The organism is Micromonospora sp. DT41 (genome assembly GCF_049841715.1).
GTDB classification, from domain to species: domain Bacteria; phylum Actinomycetota; class Actinomycetes; order Mycobacteriales; family Micromonosporaceae; genus Micromonospora; species Micromonospora profundi.
Genome location: NZ_JBNCKU010000010.1, coordinates 287,202 through 305,015 on the forward strand (window position 1 = coordinate 287,202; position 17,814 = coordinate 305,015).

Below are 17,814 nucleotides of genomic sequence, written 5' to 3' on the forward strand. Positions count from 1 at the left end.
CGCTCACACGAACGCCGGACGCCTGCCCCACATCAGAGCCCGGTGTCTGCGCCACATCAGAGCCCGCCACCGCCTGCCCCTCGCGCTTCCCAGGCCATCGCGGGCACCCCAGGCAGCCGCGAGGGTGCTGCGCCGATCCCGCCACAACGAACGCGCCGGTCGATGCCGAAACCTGGGTCCCGGTCGATGCCGAGAACCTGGATCCCAGCAGCGATGCGGGCGCGGGTCCGAGCCATGGGTGGGGGCCGCCCTGGAGCAGCCCTCGGCGGGGCGGTTCTAGAGCGTGATACCTGTGAGTCATCTTGATGACTCACAGGTATCACGCTTCGGACCAACCTGCCCGAGCAGAGACGACTGCACCCCTTGGTCGCGGCCGTCAGTGGTTCCCTGGTCGTTGCCGTCAGTGCCGCGGGCGCGCCGGCGTCGTGCCACGCTCAATGCCTGCCGGCACGCGGTCACAGCCGGCGGCCCTCGACGGGCACCGCGACAGGACCGCTGCCGACGGGACCGACGGCGACAAAGCCGCTGCCGACAGGTCCGCCGCGGGCCGCGCACGCCGACGCCGAGGCGCAACGAGGTGGACGCCGCCGTCCGGGAGGCCGCGTGCCGCCCAGCCGTCTCTGCCGCCGCCGTGGCACCAGCCCTCAGCAAGCCCACCCGGCCGCGTGCGCGCGAGCCTCAACGGTCAGGTGGGCGCGCAGGGTGTGTGCGTCCGGGGCGGTCGCGGTCCACAGTGTTGCCGGCCCGTCTGCGAGGGGCAGTCGCACGACGGCTCCGTCGGCAAGCACCTGGGGTGGTTCGGCGGGTCGCGACGGGTCGACCACCAGCAGCGAGCCGGTGGCCTGCGCTCCGCCGAGCACTGCCGGGCCGGCCCAGCCGGGCGCGTGCGGCCCGACGGCCAGCGACTGCCGCAGCAGCGGCCGGCCGTCGTGGTCGACGTGGGTATGGACGACGGCGCTGCCGGGCGCCTCACCGAAACGGCCACAGATCAACTCGTCGCGCCAGCGCAGGCTTGCCCCTGCGGCCAGGTCGATGTGGGCTTCGGCGAGGTGCGCGCAACCGGCCGCCGCGACCAGTTGCTCCGGCAACCAGTGCAGCGTGGCGCCGGCGTGCACCGCCGCCCGCACGACCATCCGGGACACGGCACCGGGACGGCCGGGCAGGGCGACCGACGCGGCGACCGAGTGCACCCGTACCGCCGCCTCGGCCCCCACCTCGATGTCCAACCGGAGGTCGTCGCCGGCCAGCGGGCCGGCGGCGCCTCCCACGACGTACACCGTGGGGGTGCCGTTTCGGGCCGGGGTCTGACGCAGCAGCAGCGGCGTCTCGCCGTGCACCTCGACAAGGGTCGTGCCACCCCGCCCGTCGGCCCGGGCCACCAGCCGGGCGGACGCCCGCATCAGGTCGTGCCGGGCGACACGGCGAGTGGGTACAGAGCCGCGTGGTGGGCCAGTTCGTGCCGGATCCAGTCGGCGACCCGGCCCGCCGTTGGATCGGCCACGATGGACAGGAACAGGGTTGGCAGGTCACCGCGTCGGGCGCGGGCGTCCCGGTCCATCACCCCCAGGTCGGCACCCACCATTTGCGCAAGGTCGGTCTTGTTGATCACCAGGAGGTCGGCGGCGGTGACCCCCGGTCCGCCCTTGCGCGGCACCTTGTCCCCGCCGGCCACGTCGACCACGAAGATCTGCCGGTCGACAAGGCCCCGGCTGAAGGTGGCGGTGAGGTTGTCGCCACCGCTCTCCACAAGCACGAGGTCCAGCGGGCCGACGGTCTCGGCCAGTTCGTCCACGGCGTCGAGGTTGGCGCCGATGTCGTCGCGGATGGCCGTGTGGGGGCAGCAACCGGTCTCCACGGCGCGGATGCGCTCCGGATCGAGCACGCCGGCCCGCTTGAGAAAGTCGGCGTCCTCGGTCGTGTAGATGTCGTTTGTCACCACGCCGAGTCGCAACTCTCCGGCGAAGGCTCGGCAGAGCGCCGCCACCAGGGCGGTCTTGCCGGAGCCGACCGGCCCACCGATGCCGACGCGCAGCGCCCGGCCGGCCCGCGCCAGCGGCGGGTGCGGGTCCACCCCCGGTTCCGGGTGGGTATGCGGAACGGACTCGTCGTGCGGCACAGCGGTCGGCTCGGCGGCGGACGCGGGTACAGCGGTGTCAGGACGCAAAGAGACGCACCTCCCAGGTGGCATGGACTTCGGCTGAGATGTCGGCGAGTGGAGCGGCCGCGGCCGGCAGCCGCTCCGGTGGGTCGTCGGCGACCCGCGCCGCGTCGGCGGCGATGCCGTCGCAGGCGTCGGCGAGGCCGACCAGCAGGGCCTGGACCTGGTACGGGTCGAGGCCGAGCAGGCGTACGCCAGCGCTCGCCGCACCGGTCACCGTGCCGTACACGGCGACGGTCGCGGTTTCGGTGCGGCTGAGGCCGGCGGCGGCGCAGAGCAGCCCCAGGACGAGCGGCTGGTGCGCTCCGCCGGGGGTGGTGGGCAGGTCGGCGAACGCGGCGTCCGGCCAGATCGCCCGCCCGGCGCGCAGCAGCGCCCGGCCCTGCCGGCGGGACACGGCGCGCAGCGCCGGGGAGGCGGTCCGCGCGTCCAGCTCGGCGTCGAGCCGCGCCAGGGCGGCCCCGGCGTGCTCATTCGCCCCGGTGCCGTCTGGCGCTGCCGCCCGGTGCGCCGCCGCCGCGAACGCCGCACCGACCAGTCCGGCGGTGGCCAGCCGGCCGATCAGGAACGCCTCCAACGAGGCCAGGTCGTCGACCCGGCCCGCCGCGACGGCCGCCTCCAGGCCGCCGGAGTGCGCGTGCGCGCCGGCCGGAAAGCGCCCGTCGGCAAGCAGCAGGAGCAGGCTGGACGTCGCCATCAGAACAGGAAGTACCGCTGGGCCATCGGCAGTTGGGGCACCGGGTCCGGTTCCACCACCTGACCGTCGATCCGGACCGTGAACGTGTCCGGCTCCACCTCGATCCGGGGCATCGCGTTGTTCTCCGGCAGGTCGGCCTTGCCCCGGGACCGTACGTCGGCGACGGGCACCACCCTCCGCCGCACATCGAGGCGGAGCCCGGCGTCGAGCGCGGCCGGGGCCACGAAGGTGAGGCTGGTGGCCGCCGCGGCAGCCCCGTACGCCCCGAACATCGGGCGCGGAAGCATGGGCTGCGGGGTGGGGATCGACGCGTTGGCGTCACCCATCTGTGCGTACGCGATCATGCCTCCTTTGATCACCAGGTGTGGGCGTACCCCGAAGAAGGCCGGGTCCCAGAGCACCAGGTCGGCGAGCTTGCCCGGCTCGACGGAGCCGATCTCCCGTTCCAGCCCGTTGGCCATGGCCGCGCAGATCGTGTATTTCGCGACGTACCGCCGGGCGCGGTGATTGTCGGCCGCGCCGTCGCCGGGCAGGGCGCCCACCCGTTCCTTCATCACGTGCGCGCTCTGCCAGGTCCGCAGGATCACCTCGCCGACCCGGCCCATTGCCTGGGCGTCAGAGCCGATGATCGAGATCGCCCCGAGGTCGTGCAGCAGGTCCTCGGCGGCCATCGTGGACGGTCGGATCCGGCTCTCGGCGAAAGCCAGGTCCTCCGGCACCGACGGATTGAGGTGGTGGCAGACCATCAGCATGTCCAGGTGCTCGGCGAGGGTGTTACGGGTGTACGGCCGGGTCGGGTTCGTCGAGGACGGCAGCACGTTCGGCTCGCCGGCCACGGTGATGATGTCCGGCGCGTGCCCGCCTCCGGCACCTTCGGTGTGGTACGAGTGGATGGCCCGCCCGCCGATGGCACGCAGGGTGTCGGCCACGAAACCGGCCTCGTTGAGGGTGTCGGTGTGGATCGACACCTGGACACCAGAGGCGTCGGCCACCCGTAGGCAGGCATCGATCGCCGCCGGAGTGGTGCCCCAGTCCTCGTGCAGCTTGAAACCGCCCGCGCCGGCCCGCAACTGTTCCCAGAGCGCCTCGGTGGAGACGGTGTTGCCCTTGCCGAGCAGCAGAATGTTCACCGGCAGCGTGTCCAGCGCCTCGTGCATCCGGGCCAGGTGCCACGCGTTCGGGGTGACGGTGGTGGCCCGGGTGCCCTCGGCGGGGCCTGTACCGCCGCCGACGAGCGTGGTGATGCCGCTGGCCAGCGCCTCGGTGACGATCTGCGGGCAGATGAAGTGCACGTGGGTGTCGACGGCGCCGGCGGTGAGGATCCGCCCGTTGCCGGCGATCACCTCGGTGGCCGGACCGATGACCAGGTCGGGATGGACGCCGGGCATGGTGTCCGGGTTGCCCGCACGGCCGAGGGCGACGATCCGGCCGTCGCGCAGCCCGACGTCGGCCTTGACGACTCCCCAGTGGTCGAGCACCACGGCGCCGGTGATGACGGTGTCGAGGGCGCCCTCGGCGCGGGTGGTCCGGGACTGTCCCATCGACTCGCGGATCACCTTGCCTCCGCCGAAGACCACCTCGTCGCCGCCGACACAGTGGTCGGTCTCCACCTCGATGAGCAGGTTCGTGTCGGCGAGACGGATGCGGTCGCCGGTGGTGGGGCCGTACAGGTCGATGTAGCGGTCCCGCCGCACGGCGCTCACCGCGCCGGCCCGTCGGCCGTCGGCGCGGCCTGGTCCAGCGGCCCGGCGCACTCCCCGCGCAGGCCCGGCACGATGCGCAGGCCGCCGAGGGGCACCAGGTCCACGCTGCGGCTGACGCCCGGCTCGAACCGTACCGACGTGCCTGCCGGTACGGCGAGCCGCTGCCCCCAGGCGGCGTCCCGGTCGAATGTCAGCGCCGGGTTGGTCTCGGCGAAGTGGTAGTGCGAGCCCACCTGCACCGGGCGGTCGGCGGTGTTGACCACGAGCAGCGTGGTCACCGGACGGCCGGCGTTGATCTCGACCGGGCCGTCGGCCGGCAGGATCTCCCCGGGGATCACGGGATCGGGTGGTGCACAGTCACGAGCTTGGTGCCGTCCGGGAACGTCGCCTCCACCTGCACCTCCCTCAGCAACTCGGGGATGCCGTCCTGGACGTCGTCGCGGGTGAGCACGGTCCGGCCGGCCGACATGAGGTCGACCACCGACCGGCCGTCGCGGGCGCCTTCGAGCAGGAACGCGGTGATGAGCGCGACGGCCTCGGGGTAGTTGAGTCGCAGGCCGCGCTCTCGGCGGCGGCGGGCGACATCGGCCGCGACGTGGACGAGCAGGCGGTCCTGCTCGTGCGGGCTGAGGAACACGGGATCTCCCGGTGGGATCGGCGTGCCCGGCTCGCCGGCTCCGCAGGGAGCCGCACCGGGACAGCAACATCCCGGGGTACGAGCTGGAGTCACACGACCGCCTGGCCCGCTGCCGACGGGGTGACCCGGGACTCCACCATCCCGGCCCGCGCGACGAGCACCCGGCGGCTTCCGGTCGGATGCGGACCGCACCGCCCACCGCTTGATCAGACCGTAGAGGACCGCCACGGGCCGGGGCAACAGTCCGTTCGGGATCACAGCCGTGCCCGCGACAGTGGGTACGGGTGCTCAGGGTGTCCGGAGACGCGCAGGGGATGATCACCCGGTGACGGCGATGAGGGGTAATCAGAAACTGTTCGGCGCTGCGTTCCTGGCGGTGGCGACGGTCGGGGTGTGGCTGCTCTGGCTGGGCTGGGACACCGAGTACACGGTCGACCCGGAGACCAGCTCGACGAGCGGTCCGTACGAGCCGTGGCAGGTGATCGGCTGCGTGTTGACGCTCGTGCTGCTCGCCGCCCTGGCCGGTACGCGGCTGAGCCCGTGGCTGGTGGCGCCGGTGATGACGATCGCCTTCACTGTGGCCTGGTCGTGGCAGGCCGCGTCGACCGACGACAGCGGGTTGTGGGCGGTCGGTGGATTCCTGGTGCTTGTCGGCATGGCCGCCGGCAGCACTGTGGTGAGCCTCGCGGGACGGCGCATCGGCAGGGCGCTGGCCAGCCGGAACCGCTAGGGCACGGCCCGGCCGGGACGTGGGTCGCCCCGGCCGGGCGTGACGTTGGGATGCCCGTCGTCAGGGTCTGCTGGCCACGACTCCTGACCCGCAGTCGAGAGCGCGATGGGATCAGTGGGCCGCGGCGGGCTCCGGCTCGCGGCGCGGCCCGGGCGCTCCCGCGAACGGGACGTCGACGTGCTCGGTCGCCGGCTGACCATCGGGGTGCCGCCACAGCCCGCGCTCGTGCAGGATCGGCAGCACACCTTCGCCGAACCAGTACGCCTCCTCCAGGTGCGGATAACCGGAGAGGATGAACTCGTCGATGCCGAGCGCGTGGTATTCGGCGATCCGATCGGCGATCTCGGTGTGGCTGCCCACGAGCGCGGTGCCGGCGCCGCCACGGACCAGCCCGACGCCGGCCCACAGGTTGGGTGCGACCTCCAGTCCGTCGCGGGAGCCGCCGTGCAGGTCGAGCATCCGGCGTTGCCCCTCGGATTCGCTGCGGCGTAGCCCGTTCTGCACTGCCAGAATGTCAGCCTCGTCGATGCCGTCGAGCAGGCGACGGGCCTGCGCCCACGCCTCGTCCGCGGTGTCCCGGGCGATGACGTGCAGCCGGATGCCGAAGCGCAGTTCACGGCCAGCGGCGGCAGCGAGCGACCGTACCCGGTCGAGCTTCTCGGCGACCTGGGCCGGCGGTTCGCCCCAGGTGAGGTAGACGTCGCTGTGCCGTACCGCCACCGGCAGTGCGGCGGCGGACGAGCCACCGAAGTAGACAGGTGGCGTCGGGTCGGGCAGCCGGTGCAGCCGCGCCTGCTCGACGCGCAGGTGGGTGCCCGTGTGGTCGACTGTCTCACCTCGCCACAGCCCGCGCACGATGTGCAGGAACTCGTCGGCCCGCGCGTACCGGGCGTCCTTGTCCAGGAAGTCGCCGAACGCCCGCTGCTCCTGGGACTCGCCTCCGGTGACCACGTTGAGCAGTAGCCGACCCCGGGACAGCCGCTGGAAGGTGGACGCCATCTGGGCGGCCAGGGTGGGTGCCAGCAGACCCGGTCGGAAGGCGACAAGGAACTTGAGCCGTTCGGTCACCTCGGTGAGCATCGCGGTGCTCAGCCAGGCGTCCTCGCACCACGCGCCGGTCGGGGTGAGCGCGCCGACGAAGCCGAGCTGCTCGGCGGTGCGGGCGATCTGCCCGAGGTAGGCGACGCTTGCTGGTCGGGCACGACCGGCAGTGCCGGACGGCATGCCGTGTCCGCCGCCGACGATGTCCCTGCTGTCGCCGTTTGTCGGCAGGAACCAGTGGAAGGTGAGGGTCATCTCGGCTCTTTCCTTCGGTGCGTGGTCGGTAGGCACTGCGGTGGGAGGGCCGCTCCTGAGGGTTGGGACGATCCCGCCGCCACTCTACCCATAAAACCTATCGGGTTAGTAGGCTACCGACCGCCCCGACCCCTACCGGTCGACGTGGCCCGGTTCACCTGCCCGACCCAAGGAGTCGCCATGCGTACCCCCTCGACGAGCCGCCACCTGCATCGCCGCAGGCTGGTCACGGCCGCCCTGACGGCTGCGGCCCTGATCGCCACGACCGCCCTGAGCGCCTGCGGCGGGTCCGCCGACGCCAAGGACGACCCCGGTACGCTCCGCATCGGCTACCAGCGCTTCGGCGGGCTGAGCCTGGTCAAGGCGCGCGACGCCACCCCCGGAGTGCAGTGGTCGCTGTTCGAGAGCGGACCGGCGCTCACCGAGGCACTCAAGGCCGGATCCATCGACATCGGACAGGTCGGCGAGGCCCCACCGGTCTTCGCCGCGGCCGGCAAGATCCCGTTCTCCGTCATCGGCACCTCCGCGCCGATCCCGCAGGGTGAGGCCGTGCTGGTCAAGGCCGACAGCGGCTACCGCACCTTCGCCGACCTGAAGGGCAAGCGGGTCGCCCTGAACAAGGGCTCCAACGTGCACTGGCTGCTGGTCCGGCTGCTGGAGGCCAACAACATGACGTTGCAGGACATCGACGTCAAGTACCTCAAACCCGCCGAGGGCCGACCCGCGTTCGACAACGGGCAGGTCGACGCCTGGGTGATCTGGGATCCGTACTTCGCCCTGGCCGAGCAGCCGGGGGTCCGCGTGCTCGCGGACGCGACGGGGCTGGCCAGCAACCGCGAGTACGTCCTGGCCGCACCGGACGCCGTCGAACACCGCTCCGACGAGATCCGCACGTTCCTCAAGCGGTACCGCGAGGTGACCGACTGGGGCATCGCCAACCCGCAGGAGCGGGCCCGCATCCTCGCGCCGGAGCTGAAGATCCCCGAGGACGTCACCAGCCGCGCCCTGGCCCGCAGCGCCAAGCCGCTCGCCCCGGTCGGCCCGGACATCGGCGACGAACTCCAGGCGATCACCGACAGCTTCATCTCGCTGGGCCTCATCCCGGGCCCTGTCGACATGCGGTCCCGGATCGACGACCGGTTCAGCGAGGTGTTCCGGTGAGCCGTACGACTCTCGTCGAGGCCCCCGCCGAGGTCCCCGCCGCCGCGCCGGTCGCGACTCGCCGTGAGCGGCCGGCCCGGCGGTGGCGACGGCTGGTGAGCCCGGTCGTGCTGGTGCTGGGCTGGGAGGCAGCGGCCCAGGTCGGGTTGCTGGCGCCGGAGAAGCTGCCCGCGCCGAGCGAGGTGCTGGCCACCGGCTGGCGGCTGACCCGTGACGGGACGCTCGCCGTACACCTGGTCGACTCGCTCACCCGCGCCGGAGTCGGGCTGCTGATCGGCGGCGTGCTGGCGTTGATCCTGGGCACGGTGGCGGGGTTGCTGCGGCTCGGCGACGACCTTGTGGACCCGCCTGTGCAGATGGGCCGAATGCTGCCGCACCTGGGGCTGGTCCCGCTGCTGATCATCTGGGTCGGCATCGGCGAACCGCTCAAGATCAGCCTGGTCGCCCTGGGTGCGTTCTTCCCGATCTACTTCAACACCTACGCCGGCATCCGGGACATCGACGAACGGCTTGTCGAGGCGGCCCGTACCTGTGGGCTCGGCCAGGCCGCCCGACTGCGCCACGTCGTGCTGCCCGGTGCGTTGCCCGCGCTGTTCCTCGGCCTGCGGCTGGCCATCGGCGCGGCCTGGCTCAGCCTCGTCGTCGGCGAACAGGTCAACGCCCAGACCGGAATCGGCTTCCTGATGATGGAGGCCCGCGAGTTCAGCCAGACCGATGTGGTGGTGCTCGGCCTGCTCGTCTACGCCCTGCTCGGACTGATATCCGACCTTGCCCTGCGTGTTGCGGAGAGGAAGATGTTGACATGGCGTCGCGGACTGCGGGCCACCTGACCGGTGCGGCGCCCGTGCTCACCGCCCGGGCGGTCCGCCGCGCGTTCGGGCCGACGACAGTGCTGACCGGGGTCGATATGAGCATCGCGCGGGGCGAGGTAGTGGCCCTGCTGGGCGGCAGCGGTTCGGGCAAGAGCACGCTGCTGCGCATCCTCGCCGGGCTGGACGGCGCGGCCGGCGGCGAGATCGCCGTGCACGGCACCGCCGCAGTGGTCTTCCAGGAACACCGGCTGCTGCCGTGGAAGCGGGTCGCGGCGAACGTCGGGCTCGGTTTGTCCGGCCCCGATCCGGCCGGCCGCATCCAGCGGGCGCTCGCCGAGGTCGGGCTGGCCGACAGGCACCGGGCCTGGCCTGCCGAGTTGTCCGGTGGGCAGGCACAGCGGGTGGCCGTCGCACGTGCGCTGGTCCGCGAACCGGACCTGCTGCTGCTCGACGAGCCGTTCGGCGCCCTTGACGCGCTGACCCGCCTGCGGATGCAGATGCTGCTGCGCCGGCTGCGCGCCGAGCACGGTTTCGCTGCCCTGCTTGTCACCCACGACGTGGAGGAGGCCCTGCTGCTCGCCGACCGGATCCTGCTCCTGGACACGGGCCGCATCGCTGCGGACCTGCCTGTCGACCTGGCACCCACCCGTACGCCGGACGACCCGGCCTTCGGCGCGCTGCGCCGGCACCTGCTCGACCAACTCGGCGTTCCCACCATCTGACGAGCGGAGACCTCGATGGCTCGCTGGACCCCCGACCCCACCTTCTATCCCTCCCCCGGTGAGGCGGTGAACGCGCCCGCGGAGAAGCTCGCCTACGTGGCGGCGTTCGACCGGACAGCCACCCGGCCTGACGCGATAGTGGTGCTGGACACCGACCCCGACTCCCCCGACTACGGCCGGGTCGTCGGCTGGACCGACCTGCCGCACCTGGGCGACGAGTTGCACCACTTCGGTTGGAACGCGTGCAGCAGTGCGCTCTGCCCGACCGCCCCGCACCCGCACGTCGAGCGGCGCTACCTGATCGTGCCCGGCCTGCGCTCGTCGCGGATCCACGTCATCGACACCCAGCCCGACCCGCGCCAACCCCAGGTGGTGAAGGTGATCGGGCCGGAGGAGCTGGCCAAGCGCGCCGGCTACTCCCGCCCGCACACGGTGCACTGTGGCCCGGACGGCATCTACGTCTCGGCTCTCGGCGGCGCGGACGGCGCGGAGGGTCCGGGCGGCATCGCCATCCTGGACCACACCACATTCGAGGTACGCGGGGCGTGGGAGGCCGACCGGGGGCCACAGTTCCTGGCGTACGACATGTGGTGGCACCTCACCCAGGACGTGCTTGTCACAAGCGAGTGGGGCACCCCGTCGATGATCGAGGACGGCATCATCGGTGAGCTGCTGCTGGGCCGGCGCTACGGTCACGCCATCCACTTCTGGGATCTCGCGAAGCGCCGGCACGTGCAGCGGGTCGACCTGGGCGACCAGTATCAGATGCCACTGGAGCTACGCCCGGCGCACGACCCGACGAAGTCGTACGGGTTCGTCGGGGTGGTGATCAGCGTCGAGGACCTGTCCGCCTCGATCTGGCTGTGGCACCGCGACGGTGACGCCTGGGCGGTCACCAAGGTGATCGACATTCCGGCGGAGCCGGCCGACCCCGCGGACCTGCCCGACCTGCTCAAGCCGTTCGGCGCGGTGCCGCCGCTGGTGACCGACATCGACCTGTCCGTCGACGACCGTTTCCTGTACGTCTCCTGCTGGGGCACCGGGGAGCTGCGCCAGTACGACGTCAGCGACCCGCTGCACCCGGTGCTGACGGGCTCGGTGCACCTCGGCGGGATCGTCCGCCGCACTGCGCACCCGTCCGCGCCGGACGAGGCGTTGGCCGGCGGCCCGCAGATGGTCGAGGTGAGCCGGGACGGCCGGCGGGTCTACGTCAGCAACTCCCTCTACGGCGCCTGGGACGACCAGTTCTATCCGGACGGGGTGGGCGCCTGGCTGGCCAAGCTGGACGTTGACGTGGAAGCCGGCGGTCTCACCCCGGACGTCAGGTTCTTCCCGCACGGCGACGAGTTCCGTGGCCTGCGCGTGCACCAGACGCGGTTGCAGGGCGGGGACGCATCCTCCGACTCGTACTGCTTCCCGTGACCGTCGGCACCTGGGTGACGCTCGCCGCCCTCGGCGCGTTCCACGGCCTGAACCCAGCCATGGGTTGGCTGTTCGCGGTGGCCCGCGGCCTCCAGGAGCGCAGCAGGACGGCCCTGCTGCGCTCGCTGCCGCCCATCGCGGCGGGACACCTGGCCTCGGTGGGGATCGTCGCCGCGCTGGTCACCGCGACCCGTTCGGTGACGGCGAGCACCATCCTGGCGGTCGCCGGCGGCGTACTCCTTGTGGGTTTCGGGTTGTGGCGGTTGCTGTCCGAGCGGCACTTCCGCTGGGCGGGGATGCGGATGTCAGCGGCGCAGCTCGCCGGCTGGTCGTTTCTCATGTCGTCGGCGCACGGCGCGGGGTTGATGCTGCTGCCGGTGCTTGTGCACGAGTCCACGGCCGGGGGCCACGCCGGGCACCTGTCCGCCGCGCCGATGGGCGCGCTGCCCGGGCTGGCGGCGGCCGGGGTGCACACGGTGGCAATGCTCGGCACCGCACTGGTCGTCGCGGTGCTTGTCTACCAGGTGTTCGGGGTGGGGGTGCTGCGCCGGGCGTGGTTCAACGTCGACCGGCTCTGGGCCGGTGTGCTCGTTGCAGCCGGGGTGGTCACGCTGATTCGAGCGTGAGCTCCAGCCTCTGGGCGCGAAGCGGCCCGACCCGCGCCGGCCGGAGGCCAGCACGGGTCGGGCGTGGCGGCTGCGTCGCCGCCCTGGTGTCAGCGAGCCGGAGCGGTCAGGCGCGGGCCTTCGCCGGCTGCTTCAGGAAGGCCATGATCGCCTTGTTGACGTCGTCCGCGTTCGTCCACGGGATACCGTGCGGTGCGCCCTTGAGGGTGACGAGCTGGGCCGTCGGCATCATCGGGGCGAGCCGCTGACCGGTGACCGGGTACGGCAGCACGTTGTCCTTGTCGCCCTGGACGATCAGCACCGGCACGTCGATCTTCGGCAGGTCGCCGCGGAAGTCCTCCTGCCAGGCGTCGACGCTGTCGTGGGTGGCCTTGGCCGAGCCCATCGCGCCGATCTGCCAGTGCGCCCGGTACGCCTCGTCGCTGACCAGCTTGCCCTTGTTCTCGCTGTAGTTGAAGAACGCGTCGCAGAACTGGGTGAGGTAGGCGAAGCGGTCCTTGATGATGGCGTCCTGGAAGCCCTTGAAGAGGCTTGTGTCCACGCCCTCCGGATTGTCCTTGGCCTTGGCCAGCATCGGTTGCAGCGGGCTCAGCAGCACGGCCTTGCTCACCCGCTGCGAGCCGTAGTTGCCCAGGTAGCGGACGACCTCGCCGGTGCCCATCGAGTGGCCCACAAGGATCGCGTCCCGCAGGTCCAGTTCGGTCATCAACACGTCGAGGTCCGCCGCGAAGGTGTTGTAGTCGTACCCGAACGCCGGTTGGGCCGAATTGCCGAAGCCGCGCCGGTCGTAGGTGATGGTCCGGTATCCGGCGTTGAGCAGCGGAGTGACCTCCTTTTCCCACGTCGCCCCGTTGAACGGGAAGCCGTGGATCAGCACCACCGGCTGACCGGATCCGTGGTCCTCGTAGTACAGGTCGATGGGCGCGGAGTTTTCGGTCCCTACGGTGATGAAAGGCATGTTGTGTCTCCTGCTCCGGATCGGGGCTGTCGGACGTCCGCGCTTTCCCGTCAGGCCGCCGGATATGCGGACCGATGGATCGCCCAACGTCGCAGGAACAGGGGTTTTCCGATCCCGCCGGGCGGCCTAGCGTTGGGGGGTGACTCCTCCCCCTCGGCTACGGGCTGTCAGCGACCTGCACATCGGCTATCCGGAGAATCGGGAGCTCGTCCAGCAGCTACGCCCGGAGCACGACGGCGACTGGCTGATCGTCGCCGGCGACGTGGCCGAGCGGTACGCCGACATCGAATGGGCCCTCGGGCTGCTGAGCAGCCGTTTCGCGAAGGTGATCTGGGCGCCGGGCAACCACGAGTTGTGGACGCCTCCCAACGACCCGGTGCAGTTGCGCGGCGAGGCCCGCTACCAGGAGCTGGTGCGGCTGTGCCGGCGGCTGGGGATCGTCACGCCGGAGGATCCGTACCCGGTGTGGGACGGCGCGGGCGGTCCGGCCACCATCGCCCCGCTCTTCGTGCTGTACGACTACACGTTCCGGATGCCCGAGGCGCGCACCAAGCAGGAGTCACTGGACCTTGCGTACGCGGCCGGGGTGGTGTGCACCGACGAGGCGCTGCTGCACCCCGACCCGTACCCGAGTCGGGAGGCGTGGTGCGACGCCCGGGTCACCGAGACCGAACGCCGGTTAGCCGAGCTCGACCCGGAGCTGCCGACAGTGCTTGTCAACCACTACCCGCTGGTCCGCGAGCCCACCGACGTGCTGTGGTACCCGCAGTTCGCCCAGTGGTGCGGCACGGTCCGCACCCGCGACTGGCACCTGCGCTTCGGCGCGTCCACGATGGTTTACGGGCACCTGCACATTCCGCGTACGACCTTCCACGACGGTGTGCGTTTCGAGGAGGTCTCGTTGGGCTATCCGCGCGAGTGGCGTCGGCGCGGGTCCACGCCCCGCCCGGTACGCACCATCGACCCGGCGGAGGACATGCGCCGGATGCGGCAGACGACAGGCTGACGGGCCATCGGGTGGCCAACGGCCGGAGCCGGTGGCCACCCCTGCGACGGTTCAGCTGGCGTAGACCTCCAGAGCCGAGAGTTGACCGGCCGGCCAGCCGGTGTTGCCGGTGAGGGTGATCCGCACGTAGCGGGTCTGCGCGGCGGCGACGGTGAGCGTCACCTGGTTGCCGGTGGCCGGGTCGAAGGTGCGGCCCGCCGCAGCGACGAGCGTGCCGAAGCTGGTTCCGTCGGTGCTGCCGTGCGCAGCGAGGGTCTGCGTCCGGGTGCCCCAGGCCGCCGACGGCGGCAGCCTGAGCACCACCCGACCGACGGTACGCGTCGCGCCCAGGTCGACCTGGACCCACTGCGGAAAGACGCCGTTGACGCTCTCCCAGTAGCTGTTCGGGTCACCGTCGACCACGTTGCCGGAGCCGTAGATCTGGGTGTGGCTGCTCTCGGCGGTGGGTCGGCCGGCGGCCAGGTCACCGCCGGGCGGCGGGGGCGTGCCGCCGAGCACCGGCGGCGTCGGGCGTACGGGGGTGAGCGCGATCTGGCCCTTGAGCATGCGGCCACCGTCGGCGGTGATCCGCAGGTAGTAGTCGGCGGAGCAGGCGACGCCGTCCTCGTCCAGTGACCGGATGCCCGCCCCGGCGGGGGTCGTCGCCTGCGTCTCGGAGGTCTTGGCGATCTGGTTGCCCTCGTTGTACTCGTCGAACATGGACACGTAGAGGCCCTGGGCACCGAGTCGGATCATGTTGTAGAGGTGCCGCCAGTAGAAGTCCCCGTGGCGGCGGTGCCCCGAGGAGAGGTCGCCGGGCATCACGCACGGTTGGTAGTCGATGCCCCGCGCCGCGCAGTCCGCGAGGTCAGGCACGTTGACGTTGGTGTGGAACCAGTCGAGCCCTTCCAGGGTGCCGGTCCGGCCCACCATCCACGGCGAGAGCATGTTGAAGGCGTGGTAGACGTCGAGGAAGCCGGCGCGCGAGTCGTTGACGCCCTGCCGCCAGTAGGTCGGCACTCCGCCGATGACGTAGCAGCCCTGCGCCTTGAACCAGTTGACGACCTCCAGGCAGGGTGCCGGGGCGAAGGGTCGCCCGGGGTCGTCGAAGCCGAAGCCCCAGATGCAGACGACCGGCCTGCCGTTCTGCCGGGCGTACGCCGGGGAGGCGGTGTGCGCTGACATCTTCGTGGTCCAGTCGGTCTTGAGTTCCGACTGCATGTTCGTCCAGCTGGTGACGTCGTACATGATGTAGAACTTCCGGCCGTGGCGTTCGGCGGCGGAGCGGACCTTCTGCGTCATCGCGTCGCGGGTCGGGCCCTCGTCGCCGAACGGGTTGAACCGTTGCAGCGCGGCGGTGTCGCAGCCGTGCTCCTGCATCCAGCGGAAGTGGGTGTCCACTGTCTGCTGGTCGTAGGAGGAGAAGAGTGTGGCGGGCGAGCCGTTGCCGAGGTTCGGGTAGGCGGTGGGGTAGCCGCGTGTGTACTCGCGCATGTCCGGCCAGGACACGATCGTGGTGTTGGCAGGTGACGGGGGCTGGAACCGGTCCCGGCCCCAGTGCCACCAGCCGCCGATGGGTGCGGAGTCGCCGGGGGCGCTGAACCAGCCCTGGTAGCCGACCGACACCTTGCCGACGACGTCGCCCACCGGGCTGGCGGCGTACGCGGGTCGGGCCAGGGCGCCGAGCAGTTCGGTGGTGGAGGTGGCGGCGAGGGCGGACCCGGCCAGCACCGATCCGACGAATCCGCGGCGGGAGACCGCCATGGGTGACCACTCCTTCGGGACGGAAGGCATTGACGGTCATCGTGGCAGCAACGGATGTCGACCCGCAAGAGTTTGACTGGGCGTTGCAATTTGCGGCCAGTGAAGCGGAAGATTCAATCGAGCTGCCGGACGGGGGCGGGGGTCGGAGCCACCGCGGCTCCGACCCCCGTTCCGGCACGCGGACCCGTTACGGGGTGGGGTACTCCGCGATGTAGACCGGCGCACCGACCTTCGTCATGTCGGCAGCCTCGCCGACTCCGTTGACCACGTGGTCGATCGTGCCGGCGCTGAGGTTGACGGTCATGATGTGGTGCAGCTTCACGCCCGGCCGCCTCGGCACCTCGAAGCCGTTCTCGGTGCGGATCGACGGGTTGTTCTGGTTGAAGACGTAGACCCCGCCGCCGTACAGGGTGTGGTGGCGTACCCGGTCGCCGACCTTGTAGCCGGCCCACCCCTTGACCCGGCCGTTCATCCAGTCGGCCTGCGTCGGCGGGTCGTACGGCAGCTCGTTCTGGTAGAGGATCGTGGTGCCGTGCTCGCCGTTCCAGACCGTGTTGTAGCGCTGGAAGTGCTCGACGAACAGGCCGGTGGCGGTCACGTGGTCGCCGTTGATGACGGCGCCGTAGCGACCGGTGTTGGTGCGCCAGCGGTCGGTGTCGCCGTTGACACCCTCGGTGAAGCCCTCGACCCCGTGGTCGCCGCGCCACACCCAGGTGTGGTCGATGAGCACGTTGTCGCTGTTGACCTCCAGCGCGGTGTTGGTCCGGCCGATGTGCGGGCCGCCGACACGGAAGTACACGTCGGACAGCGTGGTCGGGTTGGTGCGGCTGCTGGCCTGGTGACCGTGCTGACGACCGACACGCAGCAGGACCGGTGACTCGACGGTGCCGGCGTCGATGGTGACACCGGCGACGATCACGCCGGGGACACCTGCGACGTCCAGCGGGACGGCGCCGTTGACGGCGGTGAGCGTGGCGTGCCCGATGCCGAGCACCACTGTGTTGGCGCGGCGGATCTCGATGCTGCGGGCGATGTCGTACACGCCGGGGGTGAGCAGCAGGTGCTTACCGCGCGCCAACTGGCTGTTGATCACGTGCACCGGGTCGGACGGCTTCGCGATGAAGAAGTCACCGATGCCGATGGTCCGGCCCGGCGTCATGCCGTCGGCCCAGGAGACACCACGGCTGTCGCGCTGCGCGGCGGGCACTCGCACGTTGTAGCGACCCCTGCCGTCGACGAACAGGTAGGGCTTCTCCCGGCTCAGCGGCGTGGTGTCGAGGGTGGTGTACGGCGGGTCGGGGAACGTGGCGTCGTCGGGCGCGCCCTCCACGCCCGCGAAGACCTGGTTCCACACGGCGTTGGACCAGCTGGCGACCTCGCTGTTGCGGGTCAGCCACTGCTGCTGGGACCCGTTCGTGGTGGCCGGCAGCCGCGAGTCGGCGATGAAACCGCCGCTTGCGTACTGCGGGCCGGCGGTGCAGTAGTCCATCAACGACAGCCCGCCGCCGTTGATGTTGAGCCGGCGCATCGACACCGCCTGGGACACCGCCCAGAAGTTCGCAGTCGACCGGCAGTCGTCCTGGCCCGCGGCGTTGATGGTGAGCGACAGGTTGGACAGGGTGCGCCAGAAGTTGACGAGCGCGAGGCAGTTGCCGGTGCCACCGTCGGCGAGGCAGCGGTTGTAGACCTCCAGCTTGCCGTTGACTGTGACGTCGGTGGGCGAGGCCCCGAGGCCGGACACTTCGGTGTAGTAGCCGACCTTGGCCTGCAACGGCCGCTCGGCAGTGCCGTAGGTGCCGGGCTTGAACAGGTACGCGTGCCGCTCGGTGCCCATCTCGTTGTCGACCTGGCGGGCGTGGGCCGCGTCGAGGGTCCGCTGGATCTCGCTGACCGGCATGGCCGGGTCGAAGATCGTCACGTTGGGTCCGAAGTCGGGAGCGCCGCCCGTGGGGCGACCGGCGGTGGCGGCGGTGCTGGTCATGGTGACGGCGGCTGTCACCAGCAGAGCGAGAAGGAGGGTACGTCGGGACGGGCTTGTCATGCGGTTCGTCCAATCCACTGGCCAGACGGGCGCCCAGCAAGAGAGCGCTCTCTTGCCCCCGTTTCTACCCGCCCCCAAGCCGTCACGCCATCCCACAAGCCC

General features: G+C 71.3%; 17 protein-coding genes. 7 read left to right on the forward strand and 10 right to left on the reverse strand.

The window, feature by feature from the left end; all coding sequences use genetic code 11:
• Positions 1 to 644: 644 nt before the first annotated feature.
• The 6 genes from ACLQ23_RS20690 to ACLQ23_RS20715 are packed head-to-tail and all read right to left on the reverse strand — an operon-like array spanning position 645 to position 5,195.
• On the reverse strand, positions 645 to 1,400 hold the full coding sequence (locus ACLQ23_RS20690; RefSeq protein WP_425735231.1) for an urease accessory protein UreD: 756 nt from the start codon (positions 1,398 to 1,400) through the stop codon (positions 645 to 647).
• Complete coding sequence (ureG, locus tag ACLQ23_RS20695; protein ID WP_082377661.1) at positions 1,400 to 2,164, reverse strand: urease accessory protein UreG; 765 nt, start codon at positions 2,162 to 2,164, stop codon at positions 1,400 to 1,402. Before ureG ends, ACLQ23_RS20690 begins: the two co-directional genes overlap by 1 nt.
• Positions 2,154 to 2,855 carry an urease accessory protein UreF gene (locus ACLQ23_RS20700; RefSeq protein ID WP_425735232.1) on the reverse strand — a complete coding sequence of 234 codons (702 nt, stop codon included), beginning with the start codon at positions 2,853 to 2,855 and terminating at the stop codon, positions 2,154 to 2,156. Before ACLQ23_RS20700 ends, ureG begins: the two co-directional genes overlap by 11 nt.
• Complete coding sequence (locus tag ACLQ23_RS20705) at positions 2,855 to 4,558, reverse strand: urease subunit alpha (RefSeq protein ID WP_053660030.1); 1,704 nt, start codon at positions 4,556 to 4,558, stop codon at positions 2,855 to 2,857. The genes ACLQ23_RS20700 and ACLQ23_RS20705 overlap by 1 nt, the downstream gene beginning before the upstream one ends.
• Positions 4,555 to 4,896 (reverse strand): urease subunit beta, encoded by a 342-nt coding sequence (locus ACLQ23_RS20710; protein ID WP_053659635.1) that lies wholly within the window; start codon positions 4,894 to 4,896, stop codon positions 4,555 to 4,557. The genes ACLQ23_RS20705 and ACLQ23_RS20710 overlap by 4 nt, the downstream gene beginning before the upstream one ends.
• The gene (locus tag ACLQ23_RS20715; protein WP_167944032.1) at positions 4,893 to 5,195 is read right to left on the reverse strand and encodes an urease subunit gamma; all 303 of its coding nucleotides are present in this window, start codon (positions 5,193 to 5,195) and stop codon (positions 4,893 to 4,895) included. The genes ACLQ23_RS20710 and ACLQ23_RS20715 overlap by 4 nt, the downstream gene beginning before the upstream one ends.
• Positions 5,196 to 5,529: 334 nt before the next feature.
• Between ACLQ23_RS20715 and ACLQ23_RS20720 the strand changes: the two genes are divergently transcribed.
• A complete protein-coding gene (locus tag ACLQ23_RS20720; protein ID WP_053659631.1) occupies positions 5,530 to 5,925 on the forward strand; it encodes a hypothetical protein in 396 nt (131 codons plus the stop codon).
• 111 nt (positions 5,926 to 6,036) lie between these two features.
• Here the strand turns inward: ACLQ23_RS20720 and ACLQ23_RS20725 are convergent, their stop codons facing one another.
• A complete protein-coding gene (locus ACLQ23_RS20725) occupies positions 6,037 to 7,221 on the reverse strand; it encodes an LLM class flavin-dependent oxidoreductase (protein WP_053659629.1) in 1,185 nt (394 codons plus the stop codon).
• A 180-nt stretch (positions 7,222 to 7,401) separates the two neighbouring features.
• Here ACLQ23_RS20725 and ACLQ23_RS20730 point away from each other — a divergent pair, with 180 nt between their 5' ends.
• From ACLQ23_RS20730 to ACLQ23_RS20750, 5 genes are read left to right on the forward strand one after another with little or no spacing between them, the layout of a single operon-like run.
• A complete protein-coding gene (locus ACLQ23_RS20730) occupies positions 7,402 to 8,382 on the forward strand; it encodes an aliphatic sulfonate ABC transporter substrate-binding protein (RefSeq protein WP_425880944.1) in 981 nt (326 codons plus the stop codon).
• Positions 8,379 to 9,212, forward strand: a complete 834-nt coding sequence (locus ACLQ23_RS20735; protein ID WP_425880945.1) for an ABC transporter permease — start codon at positions 8,379 to 8,381, stop codon at positions 9,210 to 9,212. The genes ACLQ23_RS20730 and ACLQ23_RS20735 overlap by 4 nt, the downstream gene beginning before the upstream one ends.
• Positions 9,185 to 9,916 carry an ABC transporter ATP-binding protein gene (locus ACLQ23_RS20740; RefSeq protein WP_425880946.1) on the forward strand — a complete coding sequence of 244 codons (732 nt, stop codon included), beginning with the start codon at positions 9,185 to 9,187 and terminating at the stop codon, positions 9,914 to 9,916. The genes ACLQ23_RS20735 and ACLQ23_RS20740 overlap by 28 nt, the downstream gene beginning before the upstream one ends.
• Before the next feature lie 15 nt (positions 9,917 to 9,931).
• Entirely contained in the window at positions 9,932 to 11,338 is a 1,407-nt protein-coding gene (locus ACLQ23_RS20745) for a selenium-binding family protein (RefSeq protein ID WP_425880947.1), read from the forward strand.
• The gene (locus tag ACLQ23_RS20750) at positions 11,335 to 11,964 is read left to right on the forward strand and encodes a hypothetical protein (protein WP_425880948.1); all 630 of its coding nucleotides are present in this window, start codon (positions 11,335 to 11,337) and stop codon (positions 11,962 to 11,964) included. The genes ACLQ23_RS20745 and ACLQ23_RS20750 overlap by 4 nt, the downstream gene beginning before the upstream one ends.
• A 106-nt stretch (positions 11,965 to 12,070) precedes the next feature.
• Here the strand turns inward: ACLQ23_RS20750 and ACLQ23_RS20755 are convergent, their stop codons facing one another.
• Complete coding sequence (locus tag ACLQ23_RS20755) at positions 12,071 to 12,922, reverse strand: alpha/beta fold hydrolase (RefSeq protein WP_053659619.1); 852 nt, start codon at positions 12,920 to 12,922, stop codon at positions 12,071 to 12,073.
• Positions 12,923 to 13,061: 139 nt separating this feature from the next.
• On the opposite strand from ACLQ23_RS20755, the gene ACLQ23_RS20760 reads away from it, so the two are divergent.
• Positions 13,062 to 13,928: a metallophosphoesterase family protein gene (locus ACLQ23_RS20760; protein ID WP_425880949.1), complete on the forward strand. Its 867-nt coding sequence runs from the start codon at positions 13,062 to 13,064 to the stop codon at positions 13,926 to 13,928.
• 51 nt (positions 13,929 to 13,979) lie between these two features.
• Here the strand turns inward: ACLQ23_RS20760 and ACLQ23_RS20765 are convergent, their stop codons facing one another.
• Both ACLQ23_RS20765 and ACLQ23_RS20770 read right to left on the reverse strand, forming a co-directional pair.
• The gene (locus tag ACLQ23_RS20765) at positions 13,980 to 15,671 is read right to left on the reverse strand and encodes a discoidin domain-containing protein (RefSeq protein ID WP_425880950.1); all 1,692 of its coding nucleotides are present in this window, start codon (positions 15,669 to 15,671) and stop codon (positions 13,980 to 13,982) included.
• Between the two features lie 187 nt (positions 15,672 to 15,858).
• Complete coding sequence (locus ACLQ23_RS20770; RefSeq protein WP_167944036.1) at positions 15,859 to 17,712, reverse strand: adenylyl cyclase; 1,854 nt, start codon at positions 17,710 to 17,712, stop codon at positions 15,859 to 15,861.
• Positions 17,713 to 17,814 lie beyond the last annotated feature (102 nt).